Source organism: Brevundimonas sp., from assembly GCF_046295595.1.
GTDB lineage: Bacteria > Pseudomonadota > Alphaproteobacteria > Caulobacterales > Caulobacteraceae > Brevundimonas.
Genome location: NZ_JBKBMX010000005.1, coordinates 97,265 through 121,834, shown reverse-complemented (window position 1 = coordinate 121,834; position 24,570 = coordinate 97,265). Strand labels below are relative to the sequence as shown.

Sequence of the window (24,570 nt, the reverse complement as noted above, 5' to 3'; positions counted from 1 at the left end):
GCCCGTTTAACCCGGGAGGTCGGAGCGAGGAGCGATCCTCGCCCCTCGCCCTCATCCCTGGACCCTCAGGTCGCCGCGAACTTCATCACCTTGATGGCGTCGAAATTCTGCACCCCGCCGCCGACCCGCTTGGTCGTGTAGAACAGCACATAGGGCTTGGCCGAATACGGGTCTCGCAGCACCCGCACCCCGGCCCGATCGACGATCAGATAGCCGCGCTGGAAGTCGCCGAAGGCGATGGCCGCCGCATCCGGGCCGATGTCGGGCATGGTCTCGATCTCGGTGACCGCATAGCCCAGCAGGCTGGCGGTCTCGCCCGGCCGCTGCGCCGGCTGCCAGATATAGGCTCCGTCGCTGTCCTTGAACTTGCGCACCGCCGACACCGTCTTGCGGTTCATCACGAACCGTCCGTTCGGCCGGTATCGCGCCTTGGGCGCATAGACCAGGTCGATCAGCCGGTCGGTCGGGCTGTTGGGCGCGAACGCCCCCGCCGCGCCCGAGGCGACATAGCCGATCTCGCCCCAGGCATGGTCCGCCTCGGCGACGATGTCGTAGCTGAGGAAGCCCTTGGGCTTGTTGACGCCGTCGCCGGTGACGAAGGCGCTGGTCTCCTGCGCCGCGAAGGCGTCCTCGACCTCCGAGGCCAGCCATTCGTCGAGATCGATCAGGGCGTCGTCCAGCAGGCTCTGCGTGGCCGCCGGGCTGGCGTACAGATCGGCCGAGGGGAACTCCAGCAGCGCCAGGGTGGCCGGATCCGTCTCCGGCCGCGCCGCCGTCTCGGCGACCCAGCCGGCGGCCAGGCCCGCCGTCGACACCGGCTTGCGGAACACACCCGCGCCGACAGTGCGGACGCTGGCGATCTCGCGCATCGGCGAGCCGGCCATCAGGCGCCGCTCAATGGCCCGCTCGGTCTGTTCCGGCACGACATAGCCGGCCGAATTCGACGCCGTCGACAGCCCCGCCTTCAGCTCCAGTCCGAACGACTGTCCCGTCTTCAGATAGCCGTCGAAGGCGCTCTTCTCCTCCCCCTTCATGGGGGAGGAGGCGGCGAAGCCGCCGGAGGGGGTCAGCCCCAGCTCCGGCCTCCGCCCCTCGCTGACCACCCGGTCCAGCCGCGCTTGGGCGCTGCTCACCGCCTGGTCGATCCGCGCCACCTTCTCCTCCAGCAGCGTATCGGCCGACGCCTTCCTCTCGATCTCGTCCAGCCGGGCGTCATTGGCCCCTTTGAACGCCTCGAACGCGGCCATCATCTCATGCATGGCGGCGCGCGCCTCGGGGGTGCCCGAGGCCGTCTTGGTCTCTTTCATGGTGTCTCCGGTTTTCAGGAACCGCGGGTTGCGGTCGGGATCGGGGCGCGAACCGCCCTCTTGAGAAATTGTGAGTCACCCGCCACAGCTGGCGGATCCCCGGGTCACACCGGGTATGATTGAGCGGGTAAGGTAGCCAGCGCGAACCGCGCCCCCGGCAACATCGGAAACGTAACCAGCGACACTTCCCACAGCGCCACCTCGACCAGCACCCGCAGCCGCCCCTCGCGCCGCGCCCGCTGGCTGCGGAAGCCGATCGACAATCCGTCCAGCGCCCCGGCCCGCGACAGGGCCTGGGCGAACCGCGCCTCGGCCGACCAGTCCATGATCCGGCCCCGCACCCGCAGGCCGCGTTCGTCCTCGACCATCTCGTCCCAGACGCCGACGATCGCGCGGCCCTCGTGCTGATGCAGCATGCGCACCCCGCGCGCGCCCGCCGCCGCAAGGCTGGCCGCGAACGCGCCCTTCGCCAGAACATCCCCGTTCAGATCGGCCACGCCCCACAGCGAGGCGTAGCCCTCGATCCCCAGGCCTGCGTCGCCGCGAAGAGCCTCGGCGCCCGGCGCCAATCGCAACGCCTTGTCAGTCATCCGGCTCACGACCCGCCCTCCAGTCGTATTTCGATCCGCTCCACCGCCGCCCGGGTCGCCTTGCTCTGCTCTTCCAGCCGCGCCAGCCGTTCCGCCACCTGGGCCTGGGCCTCGATCCGCTCCTCCAGCGAGGCGATGCGCGCCGCCGCGCCGCCGGCCCAGACCAGCGCCCCGGCGGTCTGCACCGCCAGGGCCGCCATCACCGCCACGGGGACCTTCCGCAGATCCATCACGCGCCCACTCCCGCCATCCGCCGCCGTTCCTCGTCGGTCAGGAAGCTCGCCGACTCCAGTCGCGCCCACAGGGCGTCCCGTTCCGGCTGCAGGGCCGGCACCCCGTCCAGATCCGCCTCGATCCTCGCTCCGGGGAAACGACTGCCCAGCCAGCCGGTCAGCGCCGCCGCCGTCTTCCTGACCAGCGGCGCGACCGTTCCGCGCCAGAAGGCGGCGTTGGCTTCGCGATAGTTGGAATAGGTCGCGTCCCCCGGAATCCCGAGCAGCTGCGGCGCGACGCCGAAGGCCAGGGCGATCTCGCGCGCCGCCGCATGCTTGCCGGCGATGAAGTCCATGTCCGCCGGCGTCCAGCTCATCGGCTTCCAGTCCAGCCCGCCTTCCAGGATCATCGGCCGCCCGGCGTTCAGGGTCCCGGCGTGGCTCTCGTCGATCTGCGCCCTCAGGGCGTCGAACTGCTCCGTCGTCAGCCGCTCGCCGTCCTTCGCGCCATAGACCAGCGCCCCGCTGGGCCGCGCCGCATTGTCCAGCAGCGCCTTGTTCCAGGCGCTCGAGGCATTGTGCACGTCGATGGCGAAGGCCGCCGCCTCCAGCGGCGAGAATCCGTAGTGATCGTCCGTCGGATGAAACAGCTTCAGCTGCATCACCGGCATCCACCCATCCGCCAGACGACCGATCCGCACCGAGCGACCGTCGACGGAATACTCATAGGCCTCCGGCCAGCCGCCGCGCCCCGGCACCACCTTCACCCGGTCCGGCCGCAGGACCCACAGCTCGTCCGGGGTCTCGTCCCCGACGGCCTCGGCATAGGCGTTCCCCGCCGTCTGCAGGCCGCCATACAGGGCCTCCAGCCATTCCGTTCCCGACTGCTCCGGGTTTGGCTGGGCCAGCAACCGGGCCAGCGGGTGATCGTCCCGCCGCACCCCGTCGATAAACACCGACAGCGGCGTCGAGGCCGCGGCTTCGGCGACCATCCGGACGCAGCGATAGGCCACGGCGTTGCGGGCGAACCCTTCGTTGGCGAGGCTCGCATAGTCCCTCGGCGTCCAGCGCGGCCGCCCCGCGCTGGTCAGGGCGATCAGCGGCCCGGTCCGGCTGTCCTTGATCTCGGGCGCGACAACGCCCCGCCGCCCCGCGAAGGGTCGCCGCCAATTCCGCATGATGATCTCCGGGATGTCTGGGGCGCCGGCGTCCTCGCTCCCTACCCGGGAGCGTCAGGGGACTTTCCGACCTGCCCACATCATACCGTCCCAGCGCCCTAGTACAGATAAAACGATTCGAGAAAAGCTTAGTCGCTTGATCTTTAACGCTTTAATTCTGATAACTAGACTATAGATTCGCGAATTGTAAGCACAGCGTCACGCGGGTCCCGTGACCTTGCGTTCAGGCCCTCTCGTCCAGTCAGCGCGGCTCCAGACCGCGCTCGGGGATCCATTCCGGCGCCTCGAAGTCGAGGGCGTCCTCGGCATCCTTCAACGCCAGCTCCGACACCGTCTGCCCCCGCACCGACACCCCGGCCTCGTGCACGCTCTCCGGGTCGCCCGAGACCAGCGGATGCCAGTTGGCCAGCCCTCGTCCCTCGTTGATCCGACGATAGGCGCACGACCCCGGCATCCAGCCCAGCGCCTCGATATTCCACGGCGTCAGCTTGATGCAGTCCGGAACCTGTTCCCGCCGGTTGGCGTAGTCGACACAGGTGCAGCGCGCGGAGTCGAACAGCTTGCAATGCACCCGGGTGGGCACGACCTTGCCCGTGTCCTCGTCCTCGAACCGCACCAGACAGCACAGTCCGCAGCCGTCGCACAGGCTCTCCCACTCCTCGCGGGTCATCTGCTCCAGACGCTTGGTCTGCCAGAAAGGCTTGGTCGCCGGGTCGGTACGCTCTACATCCACGCGCTCCCCATACCTCGCCTCCCGTCCGAAAGCACCCATGGCCTCCAAAGCCTCGGCAAGACCGCCCCTCGTCTCCCTCAAGGACGTCCGTCTCCAGGATGGCCAGCGCCCCCTGTTCGACGGCGTCGACATCGCGGTCGAGCCGCGCACCCGCGCCGCCCTCGTCGGCCGCAACGGCGCCGGCAAGTCCACCCTGATGAAGATGGTCATGGGTCTGATCGAGCCCGACGCCGGCGATCGGTCGGTCCAGGCTGGGGTCCGCTTCGCCTATGTGCCGCAGGAGCCGGACATCACCGGCGGCACCCTGCTCGACTACGCCGTGTCTGGCGACGCCCAGCCGTGGACCGCCGAGTCCTGGCTGACCACCTTCGGCCTCGACCCGGCCAAACCCGCCGTCAACCTGTCCGGCGGCGAAATCCGCCGCGCCGCCCTCGCCAAGGCCTTCGCCGAGGAGCCGGACCTGCTCCTGCTCGACGAGCCGACCAACCACCTCGACATCCTCGCCATCGAACTGCTCGAGAACGAGCTGATCAGCGCCCGTTTCGCCGTGCTGGTCGTCAGCCACGATCGCGCCTTCCTCAACCGCGTCACCCAGTCCTGCCACTGGCTGGAAGGCCGCCGTGTCCGCACGCTCAACAAGGGCTTCGCCGCCTTCGACGAATGGTCCACCAAGGTCCAGGAGGAAGAGGCCCAGTCCCTCCAGCGGCTGACCAAGACCATCGAGCGGGAAACCGAGACCTTTTACCGCTCCATCACCGCCCGCCGCACCCGCAATGAGGGCCGGGCCCGCTCGCTCGACGCCCTGCGCGCCGATCGCAGCGAACGGCTCAAGGACGTTCCGCGCGAGCTCCACCTCGGCGTCGACTCGGGCTCGACCTCCGGCAAGCTGGTCGCGGACCTGAAGGGGGTTTCCAAGAGCTTCGGCGACCGCCCGGTCATCAAGCCCTTCACCACCCGCGTCATCCGCGGCGACCGCCTGGCCATCGTCGGCCCCAACGGCGCCGGCAAGACCACCCTGGTCAAGATCCTGCTTGGCGAACTCGCTCCCGACGAAGGCACGGTCAAGCTGGGGGCCAACCTCGACCCCGTCTATCTCGACCAGTCGCGCGAGGGCCTGCGCAGCGACATGACCCTGTGGGACGCCCTCACCCCCGGCGGCGGCGACTCCATCCTCGTGCGCGGCATTTCCAAGCACGTCGTCGCCTACGCCAAGGACTTCCTGTTCCAGGAAGGCCAGCTGCGCCAGCCGATCTCGACGCTCTCGGGCGGCGAGCGCAACCGATTGCTGCTGGCCATCGCCCTGGCCAAGCCCGCCAACATGCTGGTGCTCGACGAACCGACCAACGACCTCGACATGGACACCCTCGACAAGCTGGAAGAGCTGCTCGAGGCCTACGACGGCACCCTGATCCTGGTCAGCCACGACCGCGATTTCGTCGACCGCCTCGCCACCTCGACCATCGCCATGAATGGCCGCGGCGACATCGTCGAAACCCCCGGCGGCTGGACCGACTTCATCCGCCAGAACCCCGGCTTCCTGCGCCCCGGCGCCAATCCGCGGCCGCAGGACAGGGAAGCCGCCAAACGGGCCGAGGCGACGCCGGCTCCGGCTTCGGTCGCGCCGGTGAAGCCGGCCAAGATGACCTTCAAGGACACCCACCGGCTCAAGGAGCTCGAAGGTCTGCTCGCCTCCCTCCCCGCCGACATCGCCCGCCACGAGGCGACCCTCGCCGACGCCGGGCTGTTCGCCCGCGACCGCAAGGCCTTCGACCGCGCCACCGCCAACGCCGAACGCGCCCGGTCCCTGCTGGCCGCCGCCGAGGAGGAATGGCTCGAGCTGGAGGCGAAGCGGGAAGCCCTGTCGACCTGACCCCTGCGCCGTGGTGATCGCATGTCCCTGACGGTTCATCAGCTTGAGCTTACTCCGGCGCAGACCCGCGCCGCCCGGCGGGTCAACGCCGGCATGGCCCATGCGCCCCGACTGAAGCTGGGCGGCTGGCGTCTGGCCGTCGGCATGCGGCTGAACAGCATGCTCAGCGCCGCCGCCGGCCGGATCAGCTCAACCAACCTGAAGCGGCGCGGCGTCTCGGTCTCGCTGGAGGTCATCCCCGGCCCCGGCGGGCCGCTGCCGCTCCGCCTTCTGGCGCCCGCCGGTCCGCCCCGCGCCCTCGTGGTGGACCTGCACGGCGGCGGCTGGGTCCTCGGCAGCGCCGCCCTGAACGACCGCCTGACCGGCCATCTGGCCGAGGCCGGACTGGCGGTGGCCTCGGTCGACTACCGGCTGCTCGATGAGGTCCGGGGGATCTGGATGCCCGACGCCGTGGCCGATTGCGTCGCCGCCCTCCGCTGGGCGACCGGCGAGGGACGCGCCCGCTTCGCCGTCGACCGCGTCTTCGTCGTCGGCGAGTCCGCCGGCGCCCATCTCGCGGCCCTCGCCCTGCAGCAACTCCGCGACCAAGGCGTCACGCCCCTTCCCGCCCCGGTCTTCATCCAGGGCGTGTTCGACCTCGCCGGAACCCCCTCGGTGCGAGAAGCAGACGCCCGCACCCTTCTGTTCGACGGGCCGAACCTCGTGCGCGATCTCGGCCGGCTCACCCCGGACCGGGACGAGGCTGGCCGGCGAGGGCCGGACGTCTCCCCGCTCTATGGCGACCTGTCGGGCATGCCGCCGGCCCTGTTCGTCACGGGCGAGGCCGATCCCCTGCGCGACGACAGCTGGCTTATGGCCGAACGCTGGTCAGCCCATGCCGCGACCGTCCTGCTCGAGGTTCCGCTGGCGCCGCATGGCTTCCAGCATTTCGTCGCCGCCTCCGCCGCCCCCGCCCAGGCCTTCATCCGCCGCTGGATCGATCAGGAGATGGCCGCGGGGCCTGTTTCTGTGGAAAAAGCAAATCTCTGATTCACTTTCGTGAATTCGCTCCGTCCACAGATATGCACAGGGTTGTCCACCGGGGTCGGGGCGGTTCCGCACAGCCGGCCGGATTCGGACGCTTGCCGTCTACCGGATTCGGCGCGAACGTCAACAGGCCGAGGGACACGGCGGCGCGGAAATCCGGGGAGACCCGGGGCTCAAAGCGGACCGGCCCGGCTCTCTGATCGAACGCACCGGGGGGTTTCGACCTTAACGGACGGGAGACAGGATCAAGGCCCAGTGGACTTTTCAAAGGCTTCGGCCGGCGAAAGCCTCGCGGGAACCGGATCGGGATCGATGGACGGCGCGGGGCTCGACCTCGTGGAACGCCGGAGACCAGGAGCGCGACAGGATACAGCCGACCATCGTCGGGGTTCGCCTCGCTGATGCTGACGCCAGGGTCCGGAACCTCAATGGCCAAGTCCAACCCGGACTTGGCGAGGGGACGAGGAAAACCGCTTGCGGGGATCCTCGTCCCCTCGCTCAATTCCGGCCCCGCCATGCGGCCTGGGCCGTCGACAATCCCGTGAGTTCTCGCCTACCTTGCCCCACCATCCGGGGGGATCTGTTCACATGCGCCTTGTCCTGACCTTCGCCGCCGTCCTTGCGTCAACGCCGGCCACGGCCCAGTCGGAGCCGCCGGAGGCCGTGAAGAGCGCCGAAACCTGCCTGCGCGAGAACGCGGCGAACGCTGTCCGCGCCAGTTCGGGCGCCGCCGACGCGGCGGCCTTCCTGATCGACTACCTGTGCGCCGGACCCGTCGAGACCGCCGCCCGCCACGCGCGCAGCACCAATACCCTGGCCATGCTGCGCGAGATGAATCTGAGCGAGGAGATGGGGGCCGAGGAGGACTGGCTCGCCGGGGCCGTCGTCGACCCGGTGACAGGGGAGCTGAAGATCAAGGCCGCTAAAAGCCCGGAGGCCCAGGGCGGGTTGATGGCGATGCAGATGATGTCGAGCCTGTTCGGCGGGGGTCAGAACGCGGATCCGAGGCCCATCGCGCTGCGCGAACTCGCCGGACGGCTGGTGCAGGACGCGCGCACCCGGCAATAGCGGCGTCAGGTTCACCACCCTTCCCTTCCCCCCGGCGCGGCCGTAAACCAAGGCCATGAACCGCCGCGGGAATCGCAACGCATCGCCTGACCGCCGCGCGCTCCTCGCCGGCGCCGGCGCCCTTGCGGCGACGACGGCCCTGGCCGCCTGCGGCCGGTCCGAGGCGCCGGTCGACGACGACGGCCGCGTCCGCCTGCGTTTCGCCACCGACTGGCGCGCCCAGGCCGAGCACGGCGGCTTCTACCAGGCGCTGGCCTCGGGCGCCTATGAGAAGCGCGGCCTGAACGTCCAGATCATCCAGGGTGGGCCGAACGTGAACGTGCCCCAGCTGCTGGCGTCGGGCGCCGTCGAACTGGGCATGGGGTCCAACAGCTTCATCCCGATGAACCTCGTCGCCGAAGGGGCGCCGGTGAAGGCCGTCGCCGCCTTCTTCCAGAAGGACCCCCAGGTCCTGATCGCCCACCCCGACCCGGCGCTGGACTCCATCGCCGACCTCGCCGGCCGGCCCATCCTGCTGGCCGACGCCTCGGTCAACGCCTTCTGGGTCTGGCTCAAGGCGAAATACGGCTTCACCGACGATCAGGTCCGCAAATACACCTTCAACCTCGCCCCCTTCCTCGCCGACGAGCGGGCGGTGCAGCAGGGCTATCTGACCAGCGAGCCCTATACGATCGAGAAGGAAGCCGGCTTCACGCCCAAGGTCTTCCTGCTGGCCGACGAGGGCTACCCCTCCTACGCCACCATGGTGCTGGCCCCGACCGCCTTCGCCCGCGACAACGCCCGCGCCCTGCGCAGCTTCATCGCCGCCTCGGCCGAGGGCTGGCGCGACTACATCCAGGGCGACGGCAAGGCCGCCGACGCCCTGATCCGCCGCGCCAACCCCGACATGACCCAGGACGTGCTGGATCAGGCCCGGGCCCGGCTCAAGGCCAACGGCATCGTCGACGGCGGCGACGCCGCCCTTTACGGCCTCGGCGCCATGACCGCCGAGCGCTGGCAGGCCTTCTTCGAGGTCACGTCCGAAGCCGGCGTCTATCCGCCCAACCTCGACTGGCGTCAGGCCTTCACGACCCAGTACCTGCCCGGCCGTGGCTGAGACCGGCGCGGCGCCCGCGGCGGCGCTGCGGGACGTCGTCGTCCACTATCCCGGCCGGCCTCCGCTGGGACCGCTGAATCTGTCGGTGGAGCCCGGCGAGATCGTCGCGGTCGTCGGCGCGTCCGGCGCCGGGAAGTCGACCATCCTGCGACTGCTGGCCGGGCTTGAAGGTCCCTCCGAAGGCGAGGCCGTTCGGGGATCAGGGCGCGGCCGCACCGGCTTCGTGTTCCAGAACCCCACCCTGATGCCGTGGGCAGACATCCGCGCCAACGTCGCCTTGCCGCTCGAGCTGGCCGGAACGCACCGCGACGTCGCCGGCCGCAAGGCCGCCGGGGCGCTGGAGGCCGTCGGCCTCGGCGACCGGCTGACGGCCCACCCGCGGCAATTGTCAGGCGGCATGGCCATGCGCGCCGCGCTGGCCCGCGCTCTGGTCACCGAACCGGACCTGCTGCTGCTCGACGAGCCGTTCGCCGCCCTCGACAGCGTCACCCGCCGTCGCCTCATCGAGGACCTGCACCGCCTCTGGACAGAGCACTCCCCGCGCCCGGCGATGGTCTTCGTCACCCACGATGTCGAGGAGGCCGTCTATCTGGCCGGTCGGGCCGTCGTGCTCGACGCCGCGACGGGTCGGGTCACGGCGGACCTGCCGTCTCCGGGAGCCTTTCCCCGACCCGAAGGCTGGCGGGCCGATGCAGGCTTTCGCGCCGCGGTGGAGCGACTGGCGGCCGGGCTGGAGCGCAGCATGGCGACGGCCGGCCAGAAGGAGAGCTCGTGACGCGCCTTCTCCCGCCCCTGTTGCTCACAGCCCTCCTGCTGGCGGTGTGGGAAATCGCCTGCCGCGCCCTGCACCTCCCGCCCTACCTGCTTCCCCCTCCGAGCGCGGTCGGCCTCGCCCTGGTTGAGCGCGCGCCCCTGTTGCTCTCATCCGCCGCCGCGACCTTCTGGATGGCTTTCCAGGCCCTGGTCGTCGCCTTCGGCCTCGGCGGCGGGCTGGCCCTCGCCGTGTCGCTCAACCAGACGACCGAACGGGCGGTCCGGCCGCTCGCCATTGCCCTGCAGGTCACGCCGGTGGTCGCCATCGCGCCTCTGGTGATCGTCTGGACAGGGCTGGACCACGCCGACCGCGCCGTCGTCGCCCTCGCGGCGGCGGTCGCCTTCTTCCCGCTGTTCTCCGGCGTCCTGACCGGCCTCAAGTCGGCCGATCCGGATCTGGAGCGGCTGTTCGATCTGTACGGCGCCACGCCTTTGCAACGCCTGCTCCGGCTGCGCCTGCCCGCCGCCCTGCCCTTCATCCTCGAGGGACTCAGGGTCGCCGCCGGCCTGTCGGTCATCGGGGCCGTGGTGGCCGAGTTCGTGTCCGGCTCGGGCGCGACCCAGGGCCTGGCGTGGCGGCTGCTCGAAGCGGGCAACCGGCTGCGGACCGCCGACATGCTCGCGGCCCTCGCCTGCCTGATGGCCATGGGTCTGGTGCTGAACGCCGCCGTCGGCGCGCTCGAACGCGCCGTGCGCCGGCGACTGGCCTGAGCCCCTCTCCGCCCACCCTCCGCCGTTAGCGGCGGGTTAAGCCCCGCCCCGCTACCGTGGTGCTCCAGTTCCCGCGTCCGGAGCCCGCCCTTGCGCCGCGCCTCGCCCCACGTCTCCGCCGCCCTCCTCGTCGCCACCGGGGTGCTGGCGCTCGCCAGCGGCGCCTCCGCCCAGTCGGCCGGCGGGTCGGCCGAGGCCCGGGGCCTCCGCTATCTGTCCTGGCCGGGCCGGGGCGAAGCCCCGACGCCCGCCCGCGCGGAGCCGGCACGGCCCGCCCCCGCCCGCACCGACCTTCGTCGTCCGAACACCGTCATCCCCCACGGCGGCTTCGCCCGCACGGAGGCTGCGCCCACGAGCCGTGAGGCCTCCTCCCCGGCCCCCGCGCGGCGCACCCTGACTCCGGCCAACGCCTGGCTCCGACCGACGGCGCCGGCGCCAGAATACGCGCCCGCTCCGGCGCCGACCGCCGTAGCGCCGCCCCCGCCTCCGCCCCCGCCTCCGCCTCGGGCGACACCGCAGCCTCGCTCCACGCCGGACTACCTCCCGGATCAAGGCCCGCGCGGCCAGCCGGCCCCCGCGGAGGTCGTCTATGCGTCGCCCGCCGCTGCGGACGCCGGGCCCGCGGCGGCCCCTGCCGACCCGATGGCCCCGCGCCGTGACGCGCCCATCTTCCATATGCAGCGCGACGCACCACCGCCTCCGACCTCCCCAGTGGCCGCCGCTCCTGCGGGCGAAGCCGCCCCCGAGCCGCGCCGCACCGTCGAGGTCGCCGCCTCGGGAGATGGCCCGCCGCGCCAAGGCGCCCGCTACTATTCCGTGCATCGGCAGAACGGTCGTCAGCCGGACGCCCTGGACATGCCGGCCCCGAACTATGTTGACGCCCTCGTCGTCAGCTCCATCGACACCATCGCCTCGCAGGACCTCGCCGCGCCGGCCGAGGGACCGACCCTGATCCGCGATCGCGATGGCAATGTTCGCTCCGCCCCGGCGGCATCCGACGGGGACCACCAGTGAGCGAGGCCTCCACCCTCTCGCGCCTGCCCGATCTGATCGCCCTCGCGGAGGAGGAGTCCAGCGAGAAACGCCGAACCCTGCTGCGCGAACTGACGGATCACTTCTTCGGCGGATCGCCACGGACCGCCGCCGAGGACGCCCTGTATGACGCCGTCCTGGTCAAGCTCGCCGACGACATGGAGACGGCCGTCCGGGCCGAACTGTCCACCCGCTTCGCCGACGCACCCGATGCGCCCCACACCCTTATTCGCCGCCTGGCCAATGACGAGGCCGCCGTCGCCGGCGCGGTTCTGGCCGCGTCGCCTGTTCTCACCGATGAGGATCTGCTGGGCGTGGTGCGCCGACACGGCCAGGACCATCTGCGCGCCGTCTCGGCCCGGCCCTCGGTGTCCGAAGCCGTCTCGGACGTGATCGTCGAGCGCGGCGACGACGAGACCCTCGGAACCCTGCTGCGCAACGACGGCGCCCGTCTCTCGCGCAAGGCGTCGGAGGCCGCGGTTGAACGCGCCCGGATCAATCCCGCCCTCCACGAAGTCACCGTGTCCAGGGCCAGCCTGCCGCCCGACCTGTTGAACGAGATGTATTTCGTGGTCGAGGCGCGGCTGCGGACCCGCATTCTCGAACAGAACGCCAGCCTCGATCCGGCCTTGCTGGAGAGCGCCCTCGCCGCCGGCCGGGCGCGGATCGCCACCGACGACGGCGCCTTGCCGGCCGATTTCGCCGAATGCTCCGCCTATGTCGAGGAGCTCAAGGCCGCCGGCCAGCTTACGCCCCAGATGCTGGCCCGCTTCCTGCGGTCCGGCGATCGCACCGGCGGTCGCACCGCCTTCCTGATCGCCTTGGCCCAACTGGCCGACATCGACTTCCACACGGCCCGGCAGATCATCGAACGGCGCGAACTGGACGCCCTCGCCGTCGTCTGCAAGGCGGCCGATCTCGATCGCGCCCTGTTCCTGACCTATGCCGTGGTGCTGCTCAACGACGACGGCGACGCCATGGCCAAGGCGCATTCCTACGCCCGGATGTACGCCGATCTGACGCGCGAAGCCGCCCTCAGAACCCTGCGCTTCTGGCGCATGCGGCGCGGCGCCCAGGCGGCCTGACCCCACATATGCAAAACGCCCGCCCCGTCGTCGGGGCGAGCGCTTCACTCCATCCTTCGGACGGGTCTACTTCTTGGCGCGGACGGCGGTGCGGGCGGGTTTGCGGCCGCCCTGGCCGAGGCCCATCTGCTTGGCCAGGTCCGAGCGGGCCTTGGCGTAGTTCGGCGCGACCATCGGATAGTCCTTCGGCAGGCCCCACTTGGCCCGGTATTCCTCGGGGCTCATATTGTATTTGGTGCGCAGGTGGCGCTTCAGCGACTTGAACTTGCGGCCGTCTTCCAGGCAGACCAGGTAGTCGGGCGTGATCGACTTGCGGATCGGAACCGCCGGCTCCTTGGGCTCGGGCTCCGGCTCGACCGCCCCGCTCGACACCTGGGACAGGGCCGCGTGGATGCTGGAGATCAGGCCCGGCACTTCAATGGCCTGGACGTTATTGTTGCCGACATAGGCCGAGACGATGTCGGCGGTCATCTCGAGCAGTTGCGAGTTGTCTTCCATGGGCGCGGCCTCATCTTCTGATCTGATCGTTTCAGCCGAGCGTTCACCGTCAGCCTGTGCAGCGCCTCAATAGAGAACGGGCCCGATTCACGCAATAGCGTATTCGTCATCTCGCAAATCGGGCATTGATCAGATTAACCGCGCTCTACTTGTCCGCGGTTTCAACGTCCGAAGTTTTCCGCCAGCGCCAACATCGCCGCCCGCTCCGGCGCTGAATACTCATCCACCCCGTCCTCCTCGCCATCGCGGATGGCCCTCAGCAAGGCCGGCGTCAGGGCCGAGGACAGGGACCAGTTCCAGTACCGCAACACCGTCTGCGCCCGGTCGACCGCCAGCATGTCATAGGTGATCTGGACCCGCTCCCACGCCGGGTCGGGCGATCCGTCGGCGGCGACCTCCGGCCGGCGCATCGATCGCCACAGGCCGGTCAGGTCCGATTTGCCCAGGCCGGTCGCCTTGCACAGTATTGCCAGCGGCTCGCCGCCCGGGTCCCCCATGATCTTGGCCCCGGTGATCGGCTTGACGCCCGACAGATAGGCGATCTCCGTCGCCACCTCGCGAGACAGACCCTCCCGCGCCGCGGCGTCGACCGCCTGCTCCAGGCCGCCGTAGGGGCTTTTCTCTATCGCCGCGCGATTTCTCTGCCGCCGCTCGATGAACTGCAACGCCTTGCGCGACACCGGGTCCTGCCAGTTTTCCTGAGCGGCCATGGCGAAGACGTCTTCCGCCACCTCCTGCATGACTTCCCGCGAGACGGCGAACCTCTGCAGGATGGTGCGGCGGTCGTCCGGTTCGCACCACCAGAACATGACATAGGCGCCGGACGGTCTCAGCTCGGGCCGCTTCAGCAGGTGGGCGCACAGCCCCCGGTCCGCCCGGCTCAGACTGACCACGCCCTCGACGGCGACCTGGCTCAGCCGGGCCGAGTTGTTCCTCAGCACGGCCCCGATCACCTGGCTCTCGCCGAAACTGAGCAGGGTCTCCGTCACCACCTCCGACAGCCCCCGCCGGCTGGCCATCAGGAACCGGTGCTCCGGCCCAGCGTCCCGCGCGCAGGCGACGAGGTCGGCGTCCGAGAGAGAGGCGCATTGTTCGATCAGCAGACCGGCGATGTCCGGCTCGTCCCTCAGCAGCAGCCGCGCCAGGGCGTTGGGCAGTTCGGCCAGCGGCGCCAGCCGCGCCGCCACCCGCTTGCGGTCCTCATGCGAGGCCAGACGCAGCATTTCGACCAGCAGATCGCCGGTCACGGCCCGCTCGAACGCATTGATCCGGCTGGTCGGCAGCGAGACCACATCGGCCAGCCGCTTCAACAGGGCGTGGCGCGCGCGAAAGCCGCCCTGCGGGGCGGCCTCCTCGGGCGTGGGAGCGGGCTCGGACATGTCGGCGCGAAGGCTAGGGCCTGCCGGTTAACCGCCCGTGACGGTGGACGACAGCGTCAAAGCCCTTCGAACAACGCCGTCGACAGATAGCGTTCGGCGAAGCTGGGAATGATCGCCACGATCGTCTTGCCGGCGTTCTCGTCCAGCGCCGCCTGACGGAAGGCCGCCACCAGCGCCGCGCCCGAGCTGATGCCGACCGGAATGCCCTCGACCCGCGCCGCCTTGCGGGCCATGTCGAAGGCGTCGTCATTGGAGACCTGCTCGACGCCGTCGATGACGGACCGGTCGACGATCGACGGGATGAAGCCCGCGCCGATGCCCTGGATCTTGTGCGGGCCCGGCTCGCCGCCGGACAGCACCGGCGAGGCGGTCGGCTCGACGGCGATCATCCGCACCGACGGCTTGCGCGCCTTCAGCACCTGGCCGACGCCGGTGATGGTGCCGCCCGTGCCGACGCCGGAGATCACGATGTCGACCCCGCCCGCCGTGTCGTTCCAGATCTCCTCGGCCGTGGTCACCCGGTGGATGGCCGGGTTTGCGGGGTTGTCGAATTGCGAGGGGATGATGGCGCCCGGCGTCCTGTCCAGCAGCTCATGGGCCATGGCGATGGCCCCCTTCATGCCCTTCTCGGCCGGCGTCAGCACCAGTTCGGCGCCCAGCAGGGCCAGCATCTTGCGGCGCTCGATCGACATGCTCTCGGGCATGACGAGGATCAGCCGGTAACCCTTGGCCGCGGCGACGAAGGCCAGGGCGATGCCCGTATTGCCGCTGGTCGGTTCGATCAGCACCGCGTCCGGGCCGATCCGTCCGGCCTGTTCCAGCGCGTCGATCATGGCCACCCCGATCCGGTCCTTGACCGAACCGATCGGGTTGAAGAACTCCAGCTTGGCCAGCACCGTCGCCTTGGGCTGATACTCGGCCGACAGCCGCGGCAGGCCGACCAGCGGCGTGTCGCCGATGGTGTCCAGAATGGACGCATAGATCTTGCCGCGCCCGGCTTTCAGGTGACGGGAGGGGTCGTAGGGGGCTTCGGACATGGCGGATCTCCGGGAGGGGCGTCCCAAGAGATAACCTTTCCGCGCGCCATGCAAAGAGGGGGGACAGGCGAAACTTCGTTGTGGCCGGGTTCGCGCCCCGGCCGATCGCGGCGCGGCACGGCCCCTTGGTCGCCGCAGGACCGCCTTTCACCCCGCGTTAACCATGTCAGCGCATCCCTGAACGCCTGTTCCCGGGGCTCTCTTCTTGCGCAATCTCGCCGCCGCCGTCGAAGCGATCGATCCGCTGGTCGTGACCGGCAAGGTCGCCGGCGTGAACGGCCTGCTGATCGAGTCCAGGGGCGGCCTGTCGCGCCTCGCCGTCGGGGCGCGGGCCGAGATCGACCGGGGTCGCCTCTCGCCCCTGCCCGCCGAGGTCGTCGGTTTCCGCGACGCCAAGGCCCTGCTGATGCCGTTCGGTCCGGTCGAGGGCGTCGCTCCCGGGGCCGACATCCGCATCATCGACACCGCCGCCAGCGTCCGCCCGACCACCGCCTGGCTGGGCCGGATCATCGACGCCTTCGGCCAGCCGATCGACGGCAAGGGCCCCCTCCCCGTCGGACCGGCCGCCTATCCCCTGCGCGCCCCCCCGCCCCCGGCCCATTCGCGCGGCCGCGTCGGCGAGCGCCTCGATCTCGGCGTCCGCGCCATGGACGTCTTCACCACCACCTGCCGCGGCCAGCGCCTCGGCATCTTCGCCGGCTCCGGCGTCGGCAAGTCAGTGCTGCTGTCCATGCTGGCGCGTCAGGCCACCTGCGACGTCGTCGTCGTCGGCCTGATCGGCGAACGGGGCCGTGAAGTCCGGGAATTCATCGAGGAAACCCTCGGCGAGGACGGCCTGCGCCGCGCCATCGTCGTCGTCGCCACCTCGGACGAACCGGCGCTGAAGCGACGCCAGGCCGCCTATATGACCATGGCGATCAGCGAATATCTGCGCGACCAGGACCTCGAGGTCCTGTGCCTGATGGACTCGGTCACCCGTTTCGCCATGGCCCAGCGCGAGATCGGCCTCGCCGCCGGCGAGCCGCCAACCACCAAGGGCTACACCCCGACCGTCTTCACCGAACTGCCCAAGCTGCTGGAGCGCGCCGGGCCGGGACCCGTTCGCCCCGACGGCACCACCGCAGGCCCGATCACCGCCCTGTTCACCGTGCTGGTCGACGGCGGCGACCATGACGAGCCGATCGCCGACGCCGTGCGCGGCATCCTCGACGGCCACATCGTCATGGATCGCAAGATCGCCGAACGCGGCCGCTTCCCGGCCATCGACGTGCTGAAGTCCGTCAGCCGCACCCTGCCCGCCTGCCAGACCCCGCCGGAGCGCGAGCTGAACAAGCGCGCCCGCCAGTGCCTGAGCGCCTACGCCAACATGGAAGAGTTGATCAAGATCGGCGCCTACCGCACTGGCGCCGATCCGATCGTCGACCGCGCCATCGCCCTCAACCCCGCGCTCGAGGCTTTCCTCGGCCAGGATCATCACGACGTGACGCGGTTATCGGATTCCTTTGACCGTCTGGAAACCATTCTGAACCAAGGAATGGTCTCATGACTGGAGACGCCGCATGACCGCCTGGGCCCAATCCCTGATCCGCATCTCCAACTATGAGGTCGAGACGCTGCAGAAGCGCCTCGCCGAGATCACGGCCCGTAGAGCCTCCGCCGAGATGCGCATCGCCGTGCTCCAGGCCGAGGCCGAGATCGAACAGGACCGCGCCCGCGACGACACCGAGGCCGCCATGCTGCTGCAGGCCTATCTGAACGGCTGGAAGCTGCGCAAATCCGCCGCCGAAGCCGATGTCGTCGAGATCGAGGCCGAGGAGTACGGAGCCCGCGACGCCCTCACCAGCGCCTTCGAGGAACTGAAGAAGTTCGAGCACGTGGCCGAGACGACCCGGCTCAGCCGCCTCGTCGCCGCCGGCAAGCGTGAAACCGCCGCCTTCGACGAGTTGGGCCTCAGGCGTCGTGCGGGCTGACCCGCCCCGTCTGAACCGCCGCGCCTTCCTCGCCGCGCCCATCGCCCTGGCCGCCTGCGACCGTATCGCCGCCGCCCCGTCCGTCGCCGACCCGGTCGCCCGCCCGCTGAAGTCCCTCGCGCCCTTCCCCTTCGGCGCCACAGGCATGACCTGGCAACTCGACCAGCCCGACTGGGTCGAACAGATGCTGCGCCACTGCTCCCAGCTGACGCCCGAGTGGGAGCAGAAGATGGAGCGCACGCTCGGTCCCGGCTTCACCTACGATTTCGGACCGTCCGACCGCGTCGTCGCCTTCGCCCGAGACAACGGCCTGCGCGTCCACGGCCATACGGTGATCTGGTATTCGCAGGGCGCAGATGTCTTCGACGACGCCACGGTCCCGCGCGCCCGCTTCGCCGCCGAATACGACCGCTACATCTCGACCTTCGTCGGCCGCTATCGCGGACAGATGGCCGGCTGGGACGTCGTCAACGAACCAGTGGCCGAGGACGGCGACGGCCTGCGCGAATGCCACTGGAGCCGGGCCCTCGGCATGGACGGCTACATGGTCCGCGCCTTCGAACAGGCGAAACAGGCCGATCCCGACGCCGTCCTGTTCCTCAACGAATACAATCTCGAGAACATCCCGGCCAAGGGCGCGACCTTCCTCAAGCTGGTCGAACGCCTGCTGAAACTCGGCGCCCCGATCGGCGGCATCGGCACCCAGTCGCACCTCAATATCGAGATCCCGGCGGGACAGATCACGGCCTTCATGCGCGACGCCGCCTCGCTCGGCCTGCCGATCCACGTCTCCGAGCTGGACTTCCCGATGCAGCGCGACGGCGGCCATCTGCCGGACCTGCGCTCCACCGCCGAACGCCGCGCCCAGCAGGTCGCCCGCGTCGGCGAACTGGCCGAGGCCTTCATGGCCCTGCCGGAACGCCAGCGCTACGCCTTCACCACCTGGGGCCTGCGCGACAGCGACAGCTGGCTGGTCCGCGCCGAAGGCAAGAACCGCCCCGACGAAAGCGCCCTGCTGCTGGATGCCGAGGGGCGGCCCAATCCGGCGTATCAGGCCGTTGCGGAGGCGTTCCAGCGCTGACCCTCTCCCATTGGGAGAGGGCTTGAGCGCACGGCGGCGTAGCCGTCGTTCTTGCGCGAAAGGGTGTGGGTCGATCATCAGCTTTCGGCGCAAGCCGCGTCGCCGTCCGGAGCGGCGGCTCTCGCCGACTGAACGGTCCGACCCTCATCCGACCGGGCTCCGCCCGGCCACCTTCTCCCATCGGGAGAAGGATCAGGTCGTTGCCGCCGCCACTCCCGCCGCCGCCAACGCCTCCAGCAACCCCGCCACCGCCACTTCCACCGCCGCCTGATCCCGCCCGCGCACCACCAGATTCGTCCCGACCTCCCCGACCGACCCGTGCCCGAACGGATAGCTGCCGTAGCTGATCTCGCGATTGGCCCGCGCCGCCGCGCTCAGCAGATCGGCCACGTCGCCCTCGCCGACCCCGGTCACCCGCACCGTCCGCGCGTGCACCACCGCACCCGTTCTCAGACGCGGCGCCACATCCTCCAGCATGGCCGTCATGATCTTCGGCACTCCGGCCATGACGAAGACATTGCCGATCTGGAAGCCCGGCGCATCGGTGACCGGATTGGCGATCAGCGTCCCGCCCTCGGGGACCCGCGCCATCCGCCGCCGCGGCGCATTGAACTCCGCCCCGTAGCGCCGCTCGAGGATCGCCAGCGCCTCCGGATGCTCCGACAGCGTCACGCCGAACGCGGTCGCCACCGCATCGGCGGTGATGTCGTCGTGCGTCGGCCCGATGCCGCCGGTGGTGAAGACATAGTCGTGCCCCGCCCGCAGGGCATTCAGCGACTCGACGATCTGGCCCTTGCGATCACCCACCGTCCGCGCCTCCAGCAGGTCGATCCCCAGGGCGCCCAGAAACCGCGCGATCGTGTTCAGATTGGTGTCCTGCGTCCGTCCGGACAGCACTTCGTCGCCGATGATCAGGACGGCGGCGGTAGGGGAAGTCTGGGTCATGCCCGCTCAATAGCCGATCCCCCCGGCCGCTGTCCCGGCTTCGCTGCGCCCCGCCCCGGCTTGCCTCAACCCGGCCTTGAGGTTTGTGCTATAGTCACCACCTGAGAGCCACGCCCACGCGACCCGCCGCCCCGAAAGCCGATCGAATGTACGAGACCCCCGAACTGGACAGCGACGCCTTCGTCCGCACCCACGAGATCCGCGTCCACGACGACGAGGCCTTCGAGGGCATGCGCAAGGCCGGCCGTCTGGTGGCCGAGGCGCTCGACATGATCACCCCCTTCGTGGTCCCGGGCGTGACCACCGGCGAGATCGACGACCGCATCCGCGAGTTCACCCTCGACCACGGCGCCCTGCCCGCCTGCCTCGGCTACAAGGGCTATGAAAAGACCGTCTGCACCTCGATCAACCACGTCGTCTGCCACGGCATTCCCGGCGACAAGGTCCTGAAGGACGGCGACATCGTCAACATCGACCACACCGTCATCGTCGACGGCTGGCACGGCGACTCCAGCCGCATGTACGCGGTCGGGAACATCAACGCCCGCGCCCGCAAGCTGATCGACGTCACCTATGACTCGCTCGACGCCGGCCTCGCCGTGATCAAGCCGGGCGCCACCTTCGGCGACATCGGCTACGCCATCCAGCAGGTGGTCGAGGCCAACCGCATGTCCGTCGTCCGCGACTTCTGCGGCCACGGCATCGGCCGTCTGTTCCACGACAGCCCCAACGTCCTGCACTACGGCCGTCGCGGCGAGGGTGCGACCCTCAAGCCGGGCATGTTCTTCACCGTTGAGCCGATGGTGAACCTGGGCAAGCCGCACGTGAAGGTCCTGTCCGACGGCTGGACCGCGGTGACCCGCGACAAGTCGCTGTCATCCCAGTGCGAACACACCATCGGCGTCACCGAAACCGGCGCCGAACTGTTCACCGCCAGCCCGGCCGGCCTGTTCCGGCCCAAATTCTGACCGGCGGACCGGCCTCGCCCGCCTGACTGGACGTTCCTCTTCTGTTCTGGCAACGTACGGCCGTCCTTCGGAGGCCGCCATGTCAGCCGTACTCCCCTTCCCGACCCCGGCCGTCGCGCCGCTTCAGAGCGCGCCGTCGGCCAACGTCGTCCCGCTTCCTGGCGCCGGCCTCTCCGGCCACCGCGAACGCCTGCGCGACCGCGCCCGCCGCGCCGGTCTCCACCACCTCCCAGACTATGAACTGCTCGAACTGTTCCTGTTCCGCAGCCAGCCGCAGGGCGACGTCAAGCCGATCGCCAAGGCCTTGCTGGTCCGCTTCGGCTCCCTCGCCGCCGTCCTCGCCGCCTCGGTGGAAGACCTGATGACGGTCCGGGCCGAAGACGCCAAAGGGCGGGCGAAAGGCGTCGGCGCCGAAACCGCCCTCGATCTCGCCGCCCTGCACGAGGTCGCCCGCCGGGTCACCATGGAGGAGGCCGGCAAGCGCACCGTCATCTCCTCATGGACGGCCCTGCTGGCCTATGTCCGCCTGTCGCTGCAGCACGAGCCGCGCGAACAGTTCCGCGTCCTCTACCTCGACAATCGCAACCAGCTGATCCTCGACGAAATCCAGAATCGCGGCACCGTCGATCATGCCCCGGTCTATCCGCGCGAGGTGGTGCGTCGGGCGCTGGAGCTGTCCGCCAAGTCGATGATCATCGTCCACAACCACCCGTCGGGCGACCCAACCCCGTCGCGACCCGATATCGAGATGACGCGCCAGGTCATCGACGCCGCAAACGCCCTCGGCCTCTCCGTCCACGACCACCTGGTGGTCGGCCGCGACGGCGTCGCCAGCTTCAAGCAACTGGGCCTGATGTGACCACCCTGATCACCGAACGTCTGACCCTGACGCCGGTCGCGGTCCCGGACTACGACGACCTGCGCAGCCTGTGGGGCGACCCCGCCTTCATCCAGCACATCTTCGCCGAGCCCCTGACCGGCGAGGACGTCTGGTTCCGCCTGCTGCGCGACATCGGCCACTGGGAGGCGCTGGGCCACGGCAACTGGACCCTGCGGCTCAGGGACACGGGCGAACATGTCGGCGGCGTCGGCGTGCTCGACTATCACCGCACGCTCGACCCGCCGTTCGACGCGCCCGAACTCGGCTGGGGCGTCGCCCCCCGCTTCCAGGGCAAGGGCCTCGCCTCCGAGGCCCTGTCGGCCGCGCTGGCCTGGTGCGACGACACGCTGAACGCACCGCGCACCGTCTGCATGATCTCGCCCGACAACGCCCCCTCGATCGCCCTCGCCCGCCGGGCCGGCTACGCGCCCTATATCGACACGACCTACAAGGGCGGACCCGTCACCCTGTTCCAGCGCGCCGCCGCCTGAAGGCGCGCGCATCAAGCGTCGCCATGCCGTAGCCAGCCATTAAGGTTTACGCGCCATTCTGGCCGGCGAATCCGGAGACCGCCCGCCCCATGCCCATGTCCGTCGAAGAGCTTCGCGGCCATCTGACCGAGGCCTTTCCCGACGCCGGGATCGTCATCGACGACCTCGCCGGCGACGGCGACCACTATCGCGCCCGTATCGTCTCCACCGCCTTCGCCGGCCTGCCGCGCGTGCGTCAGCACCAGCTCGTCTACGCCGCCCTCAAGGGCAAGATGGGCGGCGAACTGCATGCGCTGGCGCTCGAAACCTCGGCCCCGGCCAAAGCTTCCCCGGCAGGAGACTGAACCATGCGCTACCGTCCCTTCGGACAGGCGGGTCAGGCGGTCTCGGCGCTGACGCTGAGCCTCGGCCCGCGTGACATCGCCCGCGGCCCCGAAGCCGGCCGCGAACTGATCTATTCGGCGCTCGAGGCCGGCATCAACAGCTACCGCCTCGAGACCGCCGACCCGGTCTTGGCCGAGGTCTTGGGCCAAGCCCTCAAGCACGTCGACCGCAAGCTGGTCCAGGTCTCGCTGATGCTGGGCGCCGGCGACGGCCGCCGGGGCTCGCACCGCGACTTCTCGGCCGAGGGGATCACCTCCGCCATCGACCGGGCACTAAGCATCTCCGGCCTCGGCTGGTTCGACCTGGCCATCCTCGACGAACCCGCGGACCACGAACTGCCGCAGTCGACCCTCAGCGCCCTCAAGGCCCTGCGCGCCACCGAACGCGTCCGCCTGCTGGGCATTTCGGGCGAGGGCGAGGTGATGGACGCCTATGTCTCGACCGGTGCCTTCGACGTTCTGGCCACGCCCTTCCACGTCAACTCCCCGTGGCAGATCCGCTCGCGCCTGCGCGTCGCCCGCGAGGCGGACATGGCCATCTTCGTCTACGACTATTTCCCCGAGAGCCTCGACACGGCGAAGAAGGCCGCCGCCGTGCATCAGCCGAAGAAGGGCCTGTTCGGCTTCGGCGGCCCGAAGGAGAAGAGCAATCCGCTCGCCCACGCCGGGACCTTCGCCTTCCTGCACCGGACCAACAACTGGCCGGCGGAGGCCATCTGCCTCGCCTACGCCCTGACGGATCCCTCTGTCTCCAGCGTGCTGATCCGCGCCAGTGACGCCGAACGGCTGAACATGCTGGCCATGGTGCCCGACCGCGACATGCCGCCGGGCCTCGCCGCCCAGATCGAAATGGCCCGGGTCGCGGGCGCCAAGGCGGCCTGAGTCCGGCCTGGGCCGGCCGGCTTGGGACCTTCCGACGCCTTGACCCGGCCCCTTTGGGCGCCTAGCTGACGGCCTTCACTGAAAGGCCCGTTCCGTGACCGATCAAGCCGTCGCCAATCCCGTACACGCCTTCATCGCCGACACGGTGCAGCAGCACGACGTCGTCCTGTTCATGAAGGGCACGCCCGACGCCCCGCGTTGCGGCTTCTCCTCGCTGGCGGTGCAGATCCTCGACCACCTCGGCGCGCCGTTCGTCGGCGTCGACGTGCTGCAGGACGAGGGCCTGCGCGACGGGATCAAGACCTTCAGCGACTGGCCGACCATTCCCCAGCTGTATGTGAAGGGCGAATTCGTCGGCGGCTCGGACATCGTGCGCGAAATGTTCAACGCCGGCGAACTCCAGACCCTGATGGCCGACAAGGGCGTGCCCCTCGGCGACGCCGACGCCTGATGGCCCGGGCCCAGCTCGAGCCCCGGCCCGACCGCGAAGTCTTCGTCCTGCCGCTCGAGGTCCGGCCCGAGCACATCGACGATAACGGCCACGTCAACAATGTCGTCTACGTCGGCTGGCTGCAGGACGCCGGCATGGCGCACTGGAACGCCCGCTTCGACGAAGCCACCCGGGCGCGCTGGTCATGGGTCGGGACCCGCCACGAGGTCGACTATTTCCGCCCGCTGCCGCCGGGGGCCGTCGGGGTCAAGGCCCGCACCTGGGTCGGCGAGCCGCAGGGCCCGCGCTTCAATCGTTATGTGCGCATCGAGGACGGCGAGGGCCGGCTGTGCGCCCAGGGCGTGTCCGAGTGGGTGTTGGTCGACGCGGCGACCATGCGGCCGCACCGCATCCCGGCCGACATGCTGCCGACGTTCCAGGCGCGCTGAGGGATCAGCCGCGCGGCAGCTGGAACGGGTTCTCGACCGAGACCCGGCTGCCCGGCTCAAGGCCCATCTCCTGGAAGCTCCAGCGCATTTCCACGCCCTCGTCGCGCGGCTCGAGGCAGCGGTCTTCCTTGAGGCGGCGCAGGGTGATCACCGAGGCGTCGCCGGCGCGTCGCACCACCGGGGTGAGGTCGGCCTTCCGCGTGCACCCGTTCGAACTGACCCAGAACACGGCCTGATCCTGGACGATGGCGGCCGCATGGACCGGCTCGATCTGGCCCGGCGCGTCGGCCTCGACCAGCGCGGTCGTCGCCGACCGGTCGGTGAACCGGTCCACCACGGCGCAGGCCGACACGGCTGCGGCCGCGACGAACACGCCGACGAGCGTGATGCTCCGTTTCATCTCCCGGCCTCCCGCCGAAACCCTCAACAGCCACAATGTGCGCCTGTTCGCCCGCC

28 protein-coding genes are annotated in these 24,570 nt (G+C 70.0%); 18 read left to right on the top strand and 10 right to left on the bottom strand.

The genetic code is table 11. The features are described from left to right. Positions 1 to 65: 65 nt before the first annotated feature. From ACK4JY_RS05290 to ACK4JY_RS05270, 5 genes are all read right to left on the bottom strand, one after another. Positions 66 to 1,307 carry a phage major capsid protein gene (locus ACK4JY_RS05290; RefSeq protein WP_409603521.1) on the bottom strand — a complete coding sequence of 414 codons (1,242 nt, stop codon included), beginning with the start codon at positions 1,305 to 1,307 and terminating at the stop codon, positions 66 to 68. Positions 1,308 to 1,411: 104 nt separating this feature from the next. Then, a complete protein-coding gene (locus ACK4JY_RS05285) occupies positions 1,412 to 1,897 on the bottom strand; it encodes an HK97 family phage prohead protease (protein ID WP_409603672.1) in 486 nt (161 codons plus the stop codon). 5 nt (positions 1,898 to 1,902) lie between these two features. After that, positions 1,903 to 2,127, bottom strand: a complete 225-nt coding sequence (locus ACK4JY_RS05280) for a hypothetical protein (protein ID WP_409603670.1) — start codon at positions 2,125 to 2,127, stop codon at positions 1,903 to 1,905. Continuing rightward, positions 2,127 to 3,287 (bottom strand): phage portal protein, encoded by a 1,161-nt coding sequence (locus ACK4JY_RS05275; RefSeq protein WP_409603519.1) that lies wholly within the window; start codon positions 3,285 to 3,287, stop codon positions 2,127 to 2,129. The genes ACK4JY_RS05280 and ACK4JY_RS05275 overlap by 1 nt, the downstream gene beginning before the upstream one ends. A 241-nt stretch (positions 3,288 to 3,528) precedes the next feature. Beyond that, positions 3,529 to 4,020: a YcgN family cysteine cluster protein gene (locus ACK4JY_RS05270; RefSeq protein WP_409603517.1), complete on the bottom strand. Its 492-nt coding sequence runs from the start codon at positions 4,018 to 4,020 to the stop codon at positions 3,529 to 3,531. Between the two features lie 37 nt (positions 4,021 to 4,057). On the opposite strand from ACK4JY_RS05270, the gene ACK4JY_RS05265 reads away from it, so the two are divergent. The 8 genes from ACK4JY_RS05265 to ACK4JY_RS05230 all read left to right on the top strand — a co-directional run bounded on the left by ACK4JY_RS05265 (position 4,058) and on the right by ACK4JY_RS05230 (position 12,721). After that, positions 4,058 to 5,890 carry an ABC-F family ATP-binding cassette domain-containing protein gene (locus ACK4JY_RS05265; RefSeq protein WP_409603515.1) on the top strand — a complete coding sequence of 611 codons (1,833 nt, stop codon included), beginning with the start codon at positions 4,058 to 4,060 and terminating at the stop codon, positions 5,888 to 5,890. A gap of 21 nt (positions 5,891 to 5,911) precedes the next feature. Next, positions 5,912 to 6,919, top strand: a complete 1,008-nt coding sequence (locus ACK4JY_RS05260; RefSeq protein WP_409603513.1) for an alpha/beta hydrolase fold domain-containing protein — start codon at positions 5,912 to 5,914, stop codon at positions 6,917 to 6,919. A 585-nt stretch (positions 6,920 to 7,504) separates the two neighbouring features. Then, on the top strand, positions 7,505 to 7,984 hold the full coding sequence (locus tag ACK4JY_RS05255; RefSeq protein WP_409603511.1) for a hypothetical protein: 480 nt from the start codon (positions 7,505 to 7,507) through the stop codon (positions 7,982 to 7,984). Positions 7,985 to 8,039: 55 nt separating this feature from the next. Then, entirely contained in the window at positions 8,040 to 9,080 is a 1,041-nt protein-coding gene (locus ACK4JY_RS05250) for an ABC transporter substrate-binding protein (RefSeq protein ID WP_409603509.1), read from the top strand. Continuing rightward, a complete protein-coding gene (locus ACK4JY_RS05245) occupies positions 9,073 to 9,855 on the top strand; it encodes an ABC transporter ATP-binding protein (RefSeq protein WP_409603507.1) in 783 nt (260 codons plus the stop codon). Before ACK4JY_RS05250 ends, ACK4JY_RS05245 begins: the two co-directional genes overlap by 8 nt. Next, positions 9,852 to 10,604: an ABC transporter permease gene (locus ACK4JY_RS05240; RefSeq protein WP_409603505.1), complete on the top strand. Its 753-nt coding sequence runs from the start codon at positions 9,852 to 9,854 to the stop codon at positions 10,602 to 10,604. Before ACK4JY_RS05245 ends, ACK4JY_RS05240 begins: the two co-directional genes overlap by 4 nt. Before the next feature lie 90 nt (positions 10,605 to 10,694). Beyond that, positions 10,695 to 11,618 (top strand): hypothetical protein, encoded by a 924-nt coding sequence (locus tag ACK4JY_RS05235; RefSeq protein WP_409603503.1) that lies wholly within the window; start codon positions 10,695 to 10,697, stop codon positions 11,616 to 11,618. After that, complete coding sequence (locus ACK4JY_RS05230) at positions 11,615 to 12,721, top strand: DUF2336 domain-containing protein (protein WP_409603500.1); 1,107 nt, start codon at positions 11,615 to 11,617, stop codon at positions 12,719 to 12,721. The genes ACK4JY_RS05235 and ACK4JY_RS05230 overlap by 4 nt, the downstream gene beginning before the upstream one ends. 66 nt (positions 12,722 to 12,787) lie before the next feature. On the opposite strand, the gene ACK4JY_RS05225 is transcribed toward ACK4JY_RS05230, so the two are convergent. The 3 genes from ACK4JY_RS05225 to cysK all read right to left on the bottom strand — a co-directional run bounded on the left by ACK4JY_RS05225 (position 12,788) and on the right by cysK (position 15,635). Beyond that, on the bottom strand, positions 12,788 to 13,219 hold the full coding sequence (locus ACK4JY_RS05225; protein ID WP_409603499.1) for a MucR family transcriptional regulator: 432 nt from the start codon (positions 13,217 to 13,219) through the stop codon (positions 12,788 to 12,790). 161 nt (positions 13,220 to 13,380) lie between these two features. Then, complete coding sequence (locus ACK4JY_RS05220) at positions 13,381 to 14,598, bottom strand: DUF2336 domain-containing protein (RefSeq protein WP_409603497.1); 1,218 nt, start codon at positions 14,596 to 14,598, stop codon at positions 13,381 to 13,383. A 56-nt stretch (positions 14,599 to 14,654) separates the two neighbouring features. Then, a complete protein-coding gene (gene cysK, locus ACK4JY_RS05215; RefSeq protein WP_409603496.1) occupies positions 14,655 to 15,635 on the bottom strand; it encodes a cysteine synthase A in 981 nt (326 codons plus the stop codon). Positions 15,636 to 15,840: 205 nt separating this feature from the next. Between cysK and fliI the strand changes: the two genes are divergently transcribed. Genes fliI through ACK4JY_RS05200 form a run of 3 tightly spaced genes read left to right on the top strand, consistent with a single transcriptional unit; the run spans position 15,841 to position 18,686 of the window. Continuing rightward, complete coding sequence (gene fliI, locus ACK4JY_RS05210; RefSeq protein ID WP_409603494.1) at positions 15,841 to 17,181, top strand: flagellar protein export ATPase FliI; 1,341 nt, start codon at positions 15,841 to 15,843, stop codon at positions 17,179 to 17,181. Between the two features lie 13 nt (positions 17,182 to 17,194). Further along, entirely contained in the window at positions 17,195 to 17,605 is a 411-nt protein-coding gene (locus ACK4JY_RS05205) for a flagellar export protein FliJ (RefSeq protein ID WP_409603492.1), read from the top strand. After that, complete coding sequence (locus ACK4JY_RS05200; protein WP_409603490.1) at positions 17,595 to 18,686, top strand: endo-1,4-beta-xylanase; 1,092 nt, start codon at positions 17,595 to 17,597, stop codon at positions 18,684 to 18,686. The genes ACK4JY_RS05205 and ACK4JY_RS05200 overlap by 11 nt, the downstream gene beginning before the upstream one ends. Positions 18,687 to 18,878: 192 nt before the next feature. Here ACK4JY_RS05200 and ACK4JY_RS05195 read toward each other — a convergent pair whose 3' ends face one another. Continuing rightward, on the bottom strand, positions 18,879 to 19,631 hold the full coding sequence (locus tag ACK4JY_RS05195) for a competence/damage-inducible protein A (protein ID WP_409603488.1): 753 nt from the start codon (positions 19,629 to 19,631) through the stop codon (positions 18,879 to 18,881). Positions 19,632 to 19,777: 146 nt separating this feature from the next. On the opposite strand from ACK4JY_RS05195, the gene map reads away from it, so the two are divergent. The 7 genes from map to ACK4JY_RS05160 all read left to right on the top strand — a co-directional run bounded on the left by map (position 19,778) and on the right by ACK4JY_RS05160 (position 24,114). Then, complete coding sequence (map, locus tag ACK4JY_RS05190; RefSeq protein ID WP_409603486.1) at positions 19,778 to 20,599, top strand: type I methionyl aminopeptidase; 822 nt, start codon at positions 19,778 to 19,780, stop codon at positions 20,597 to 20,599. Positions 20,600 to 20,678: 79 nt separating this feature from the next. Then, entirely contained in the window at positions 20,679 to 21,458 is a 780-nt protein-coding gene (radC, locus tag ACK4JY_RS05185) for a RadC family protein (RefSeq protein WP_409603484.1), read from the top strand. Next, positions 21,455 to 21,970, top strand: a complete 516-nt coding sequence (locus ACK4JY_RS05180) for a GNAT family N-acetyltransferase (RefSeq protein ID WP_409603482.1) — start codon at positions 21,455 to 21,457, stop codon at positions 21,968 to 21,970. Before radC ends, ACK4JY_RS05180 begins: the two co-directional genes overlap by 4 nt. 89 nt (positions 21,971 to 22,059) lie before the next feature. Then, on the top strand, positions 22,060 to 22,314 hold the full coding sequence (locus ACK4JY_RS05175; protein ID WP_409603481.1) for a BolA/IbaG family iron-sulfur metabolism protein: 255 nt from the start codon (positions 22,060 to 22,062) through the stop codon (positions 22,312 to 22,314). A gap of 3 nt (positions 22,315 to 22,317) precedes the next feature. Then, complete coding sequence (locus tag ACK4JY_RS05170; RefSeq protein ID WP_409603479.1) at positions 22,318 to 23,235, top strand: aldo/keto reductase; 918 nt, start codon at positions 22,318 to 22,320, stop codon at positions 23,233 to 23,235. A gap of 94 nt (positions 23,236 to 23,329) precedes the next feature. Further along, positions 23,330 to 23,686: a Grx4 family monothiol glutaredoxin gene (gene grxD, locus ACK4JY_RS05165; protein ID WP_409603477.1), complete on the top strand. Its 357-nt coding sequence runs from the start codon at positions 23,330 to 23,332 to the stop codon at positions 23,684 to 23,686. Then, a complete protein-coding gene (locus tag ACK4JY_RS05160) occupies positions 23,686 to 24,114 on the top strand; it encodes an acyl-CoA thioesterase (RefSeq protein WP_409603476.1) in 429 nt (142 codons plus the stop codon). The genes grxD and ACK4JY_RS05160 overlap by 1 nt, the downstream gene beginning before the upstream one ends. Positions 24,115 to 24,118: 4 nt before the next feature. Here the strand turns inward: ACK4JY_RS05160 and ACK4JY_RS05155 are convergent, their stop codons facing one another. Beyond that, on the bottom strand, positions 24,119 to 24,514 hold the full coding sequence (locus ACK4JY_RS05155) for a hypothetical protein (protein ID WP_409603474.1): 396 nt from the start codon (positions 24,512 to 24,514) through the stop codon (positions 24,119 to 24,121). Positions 24,515 to 24,570 lie beyond the last annotated feature (56 nt).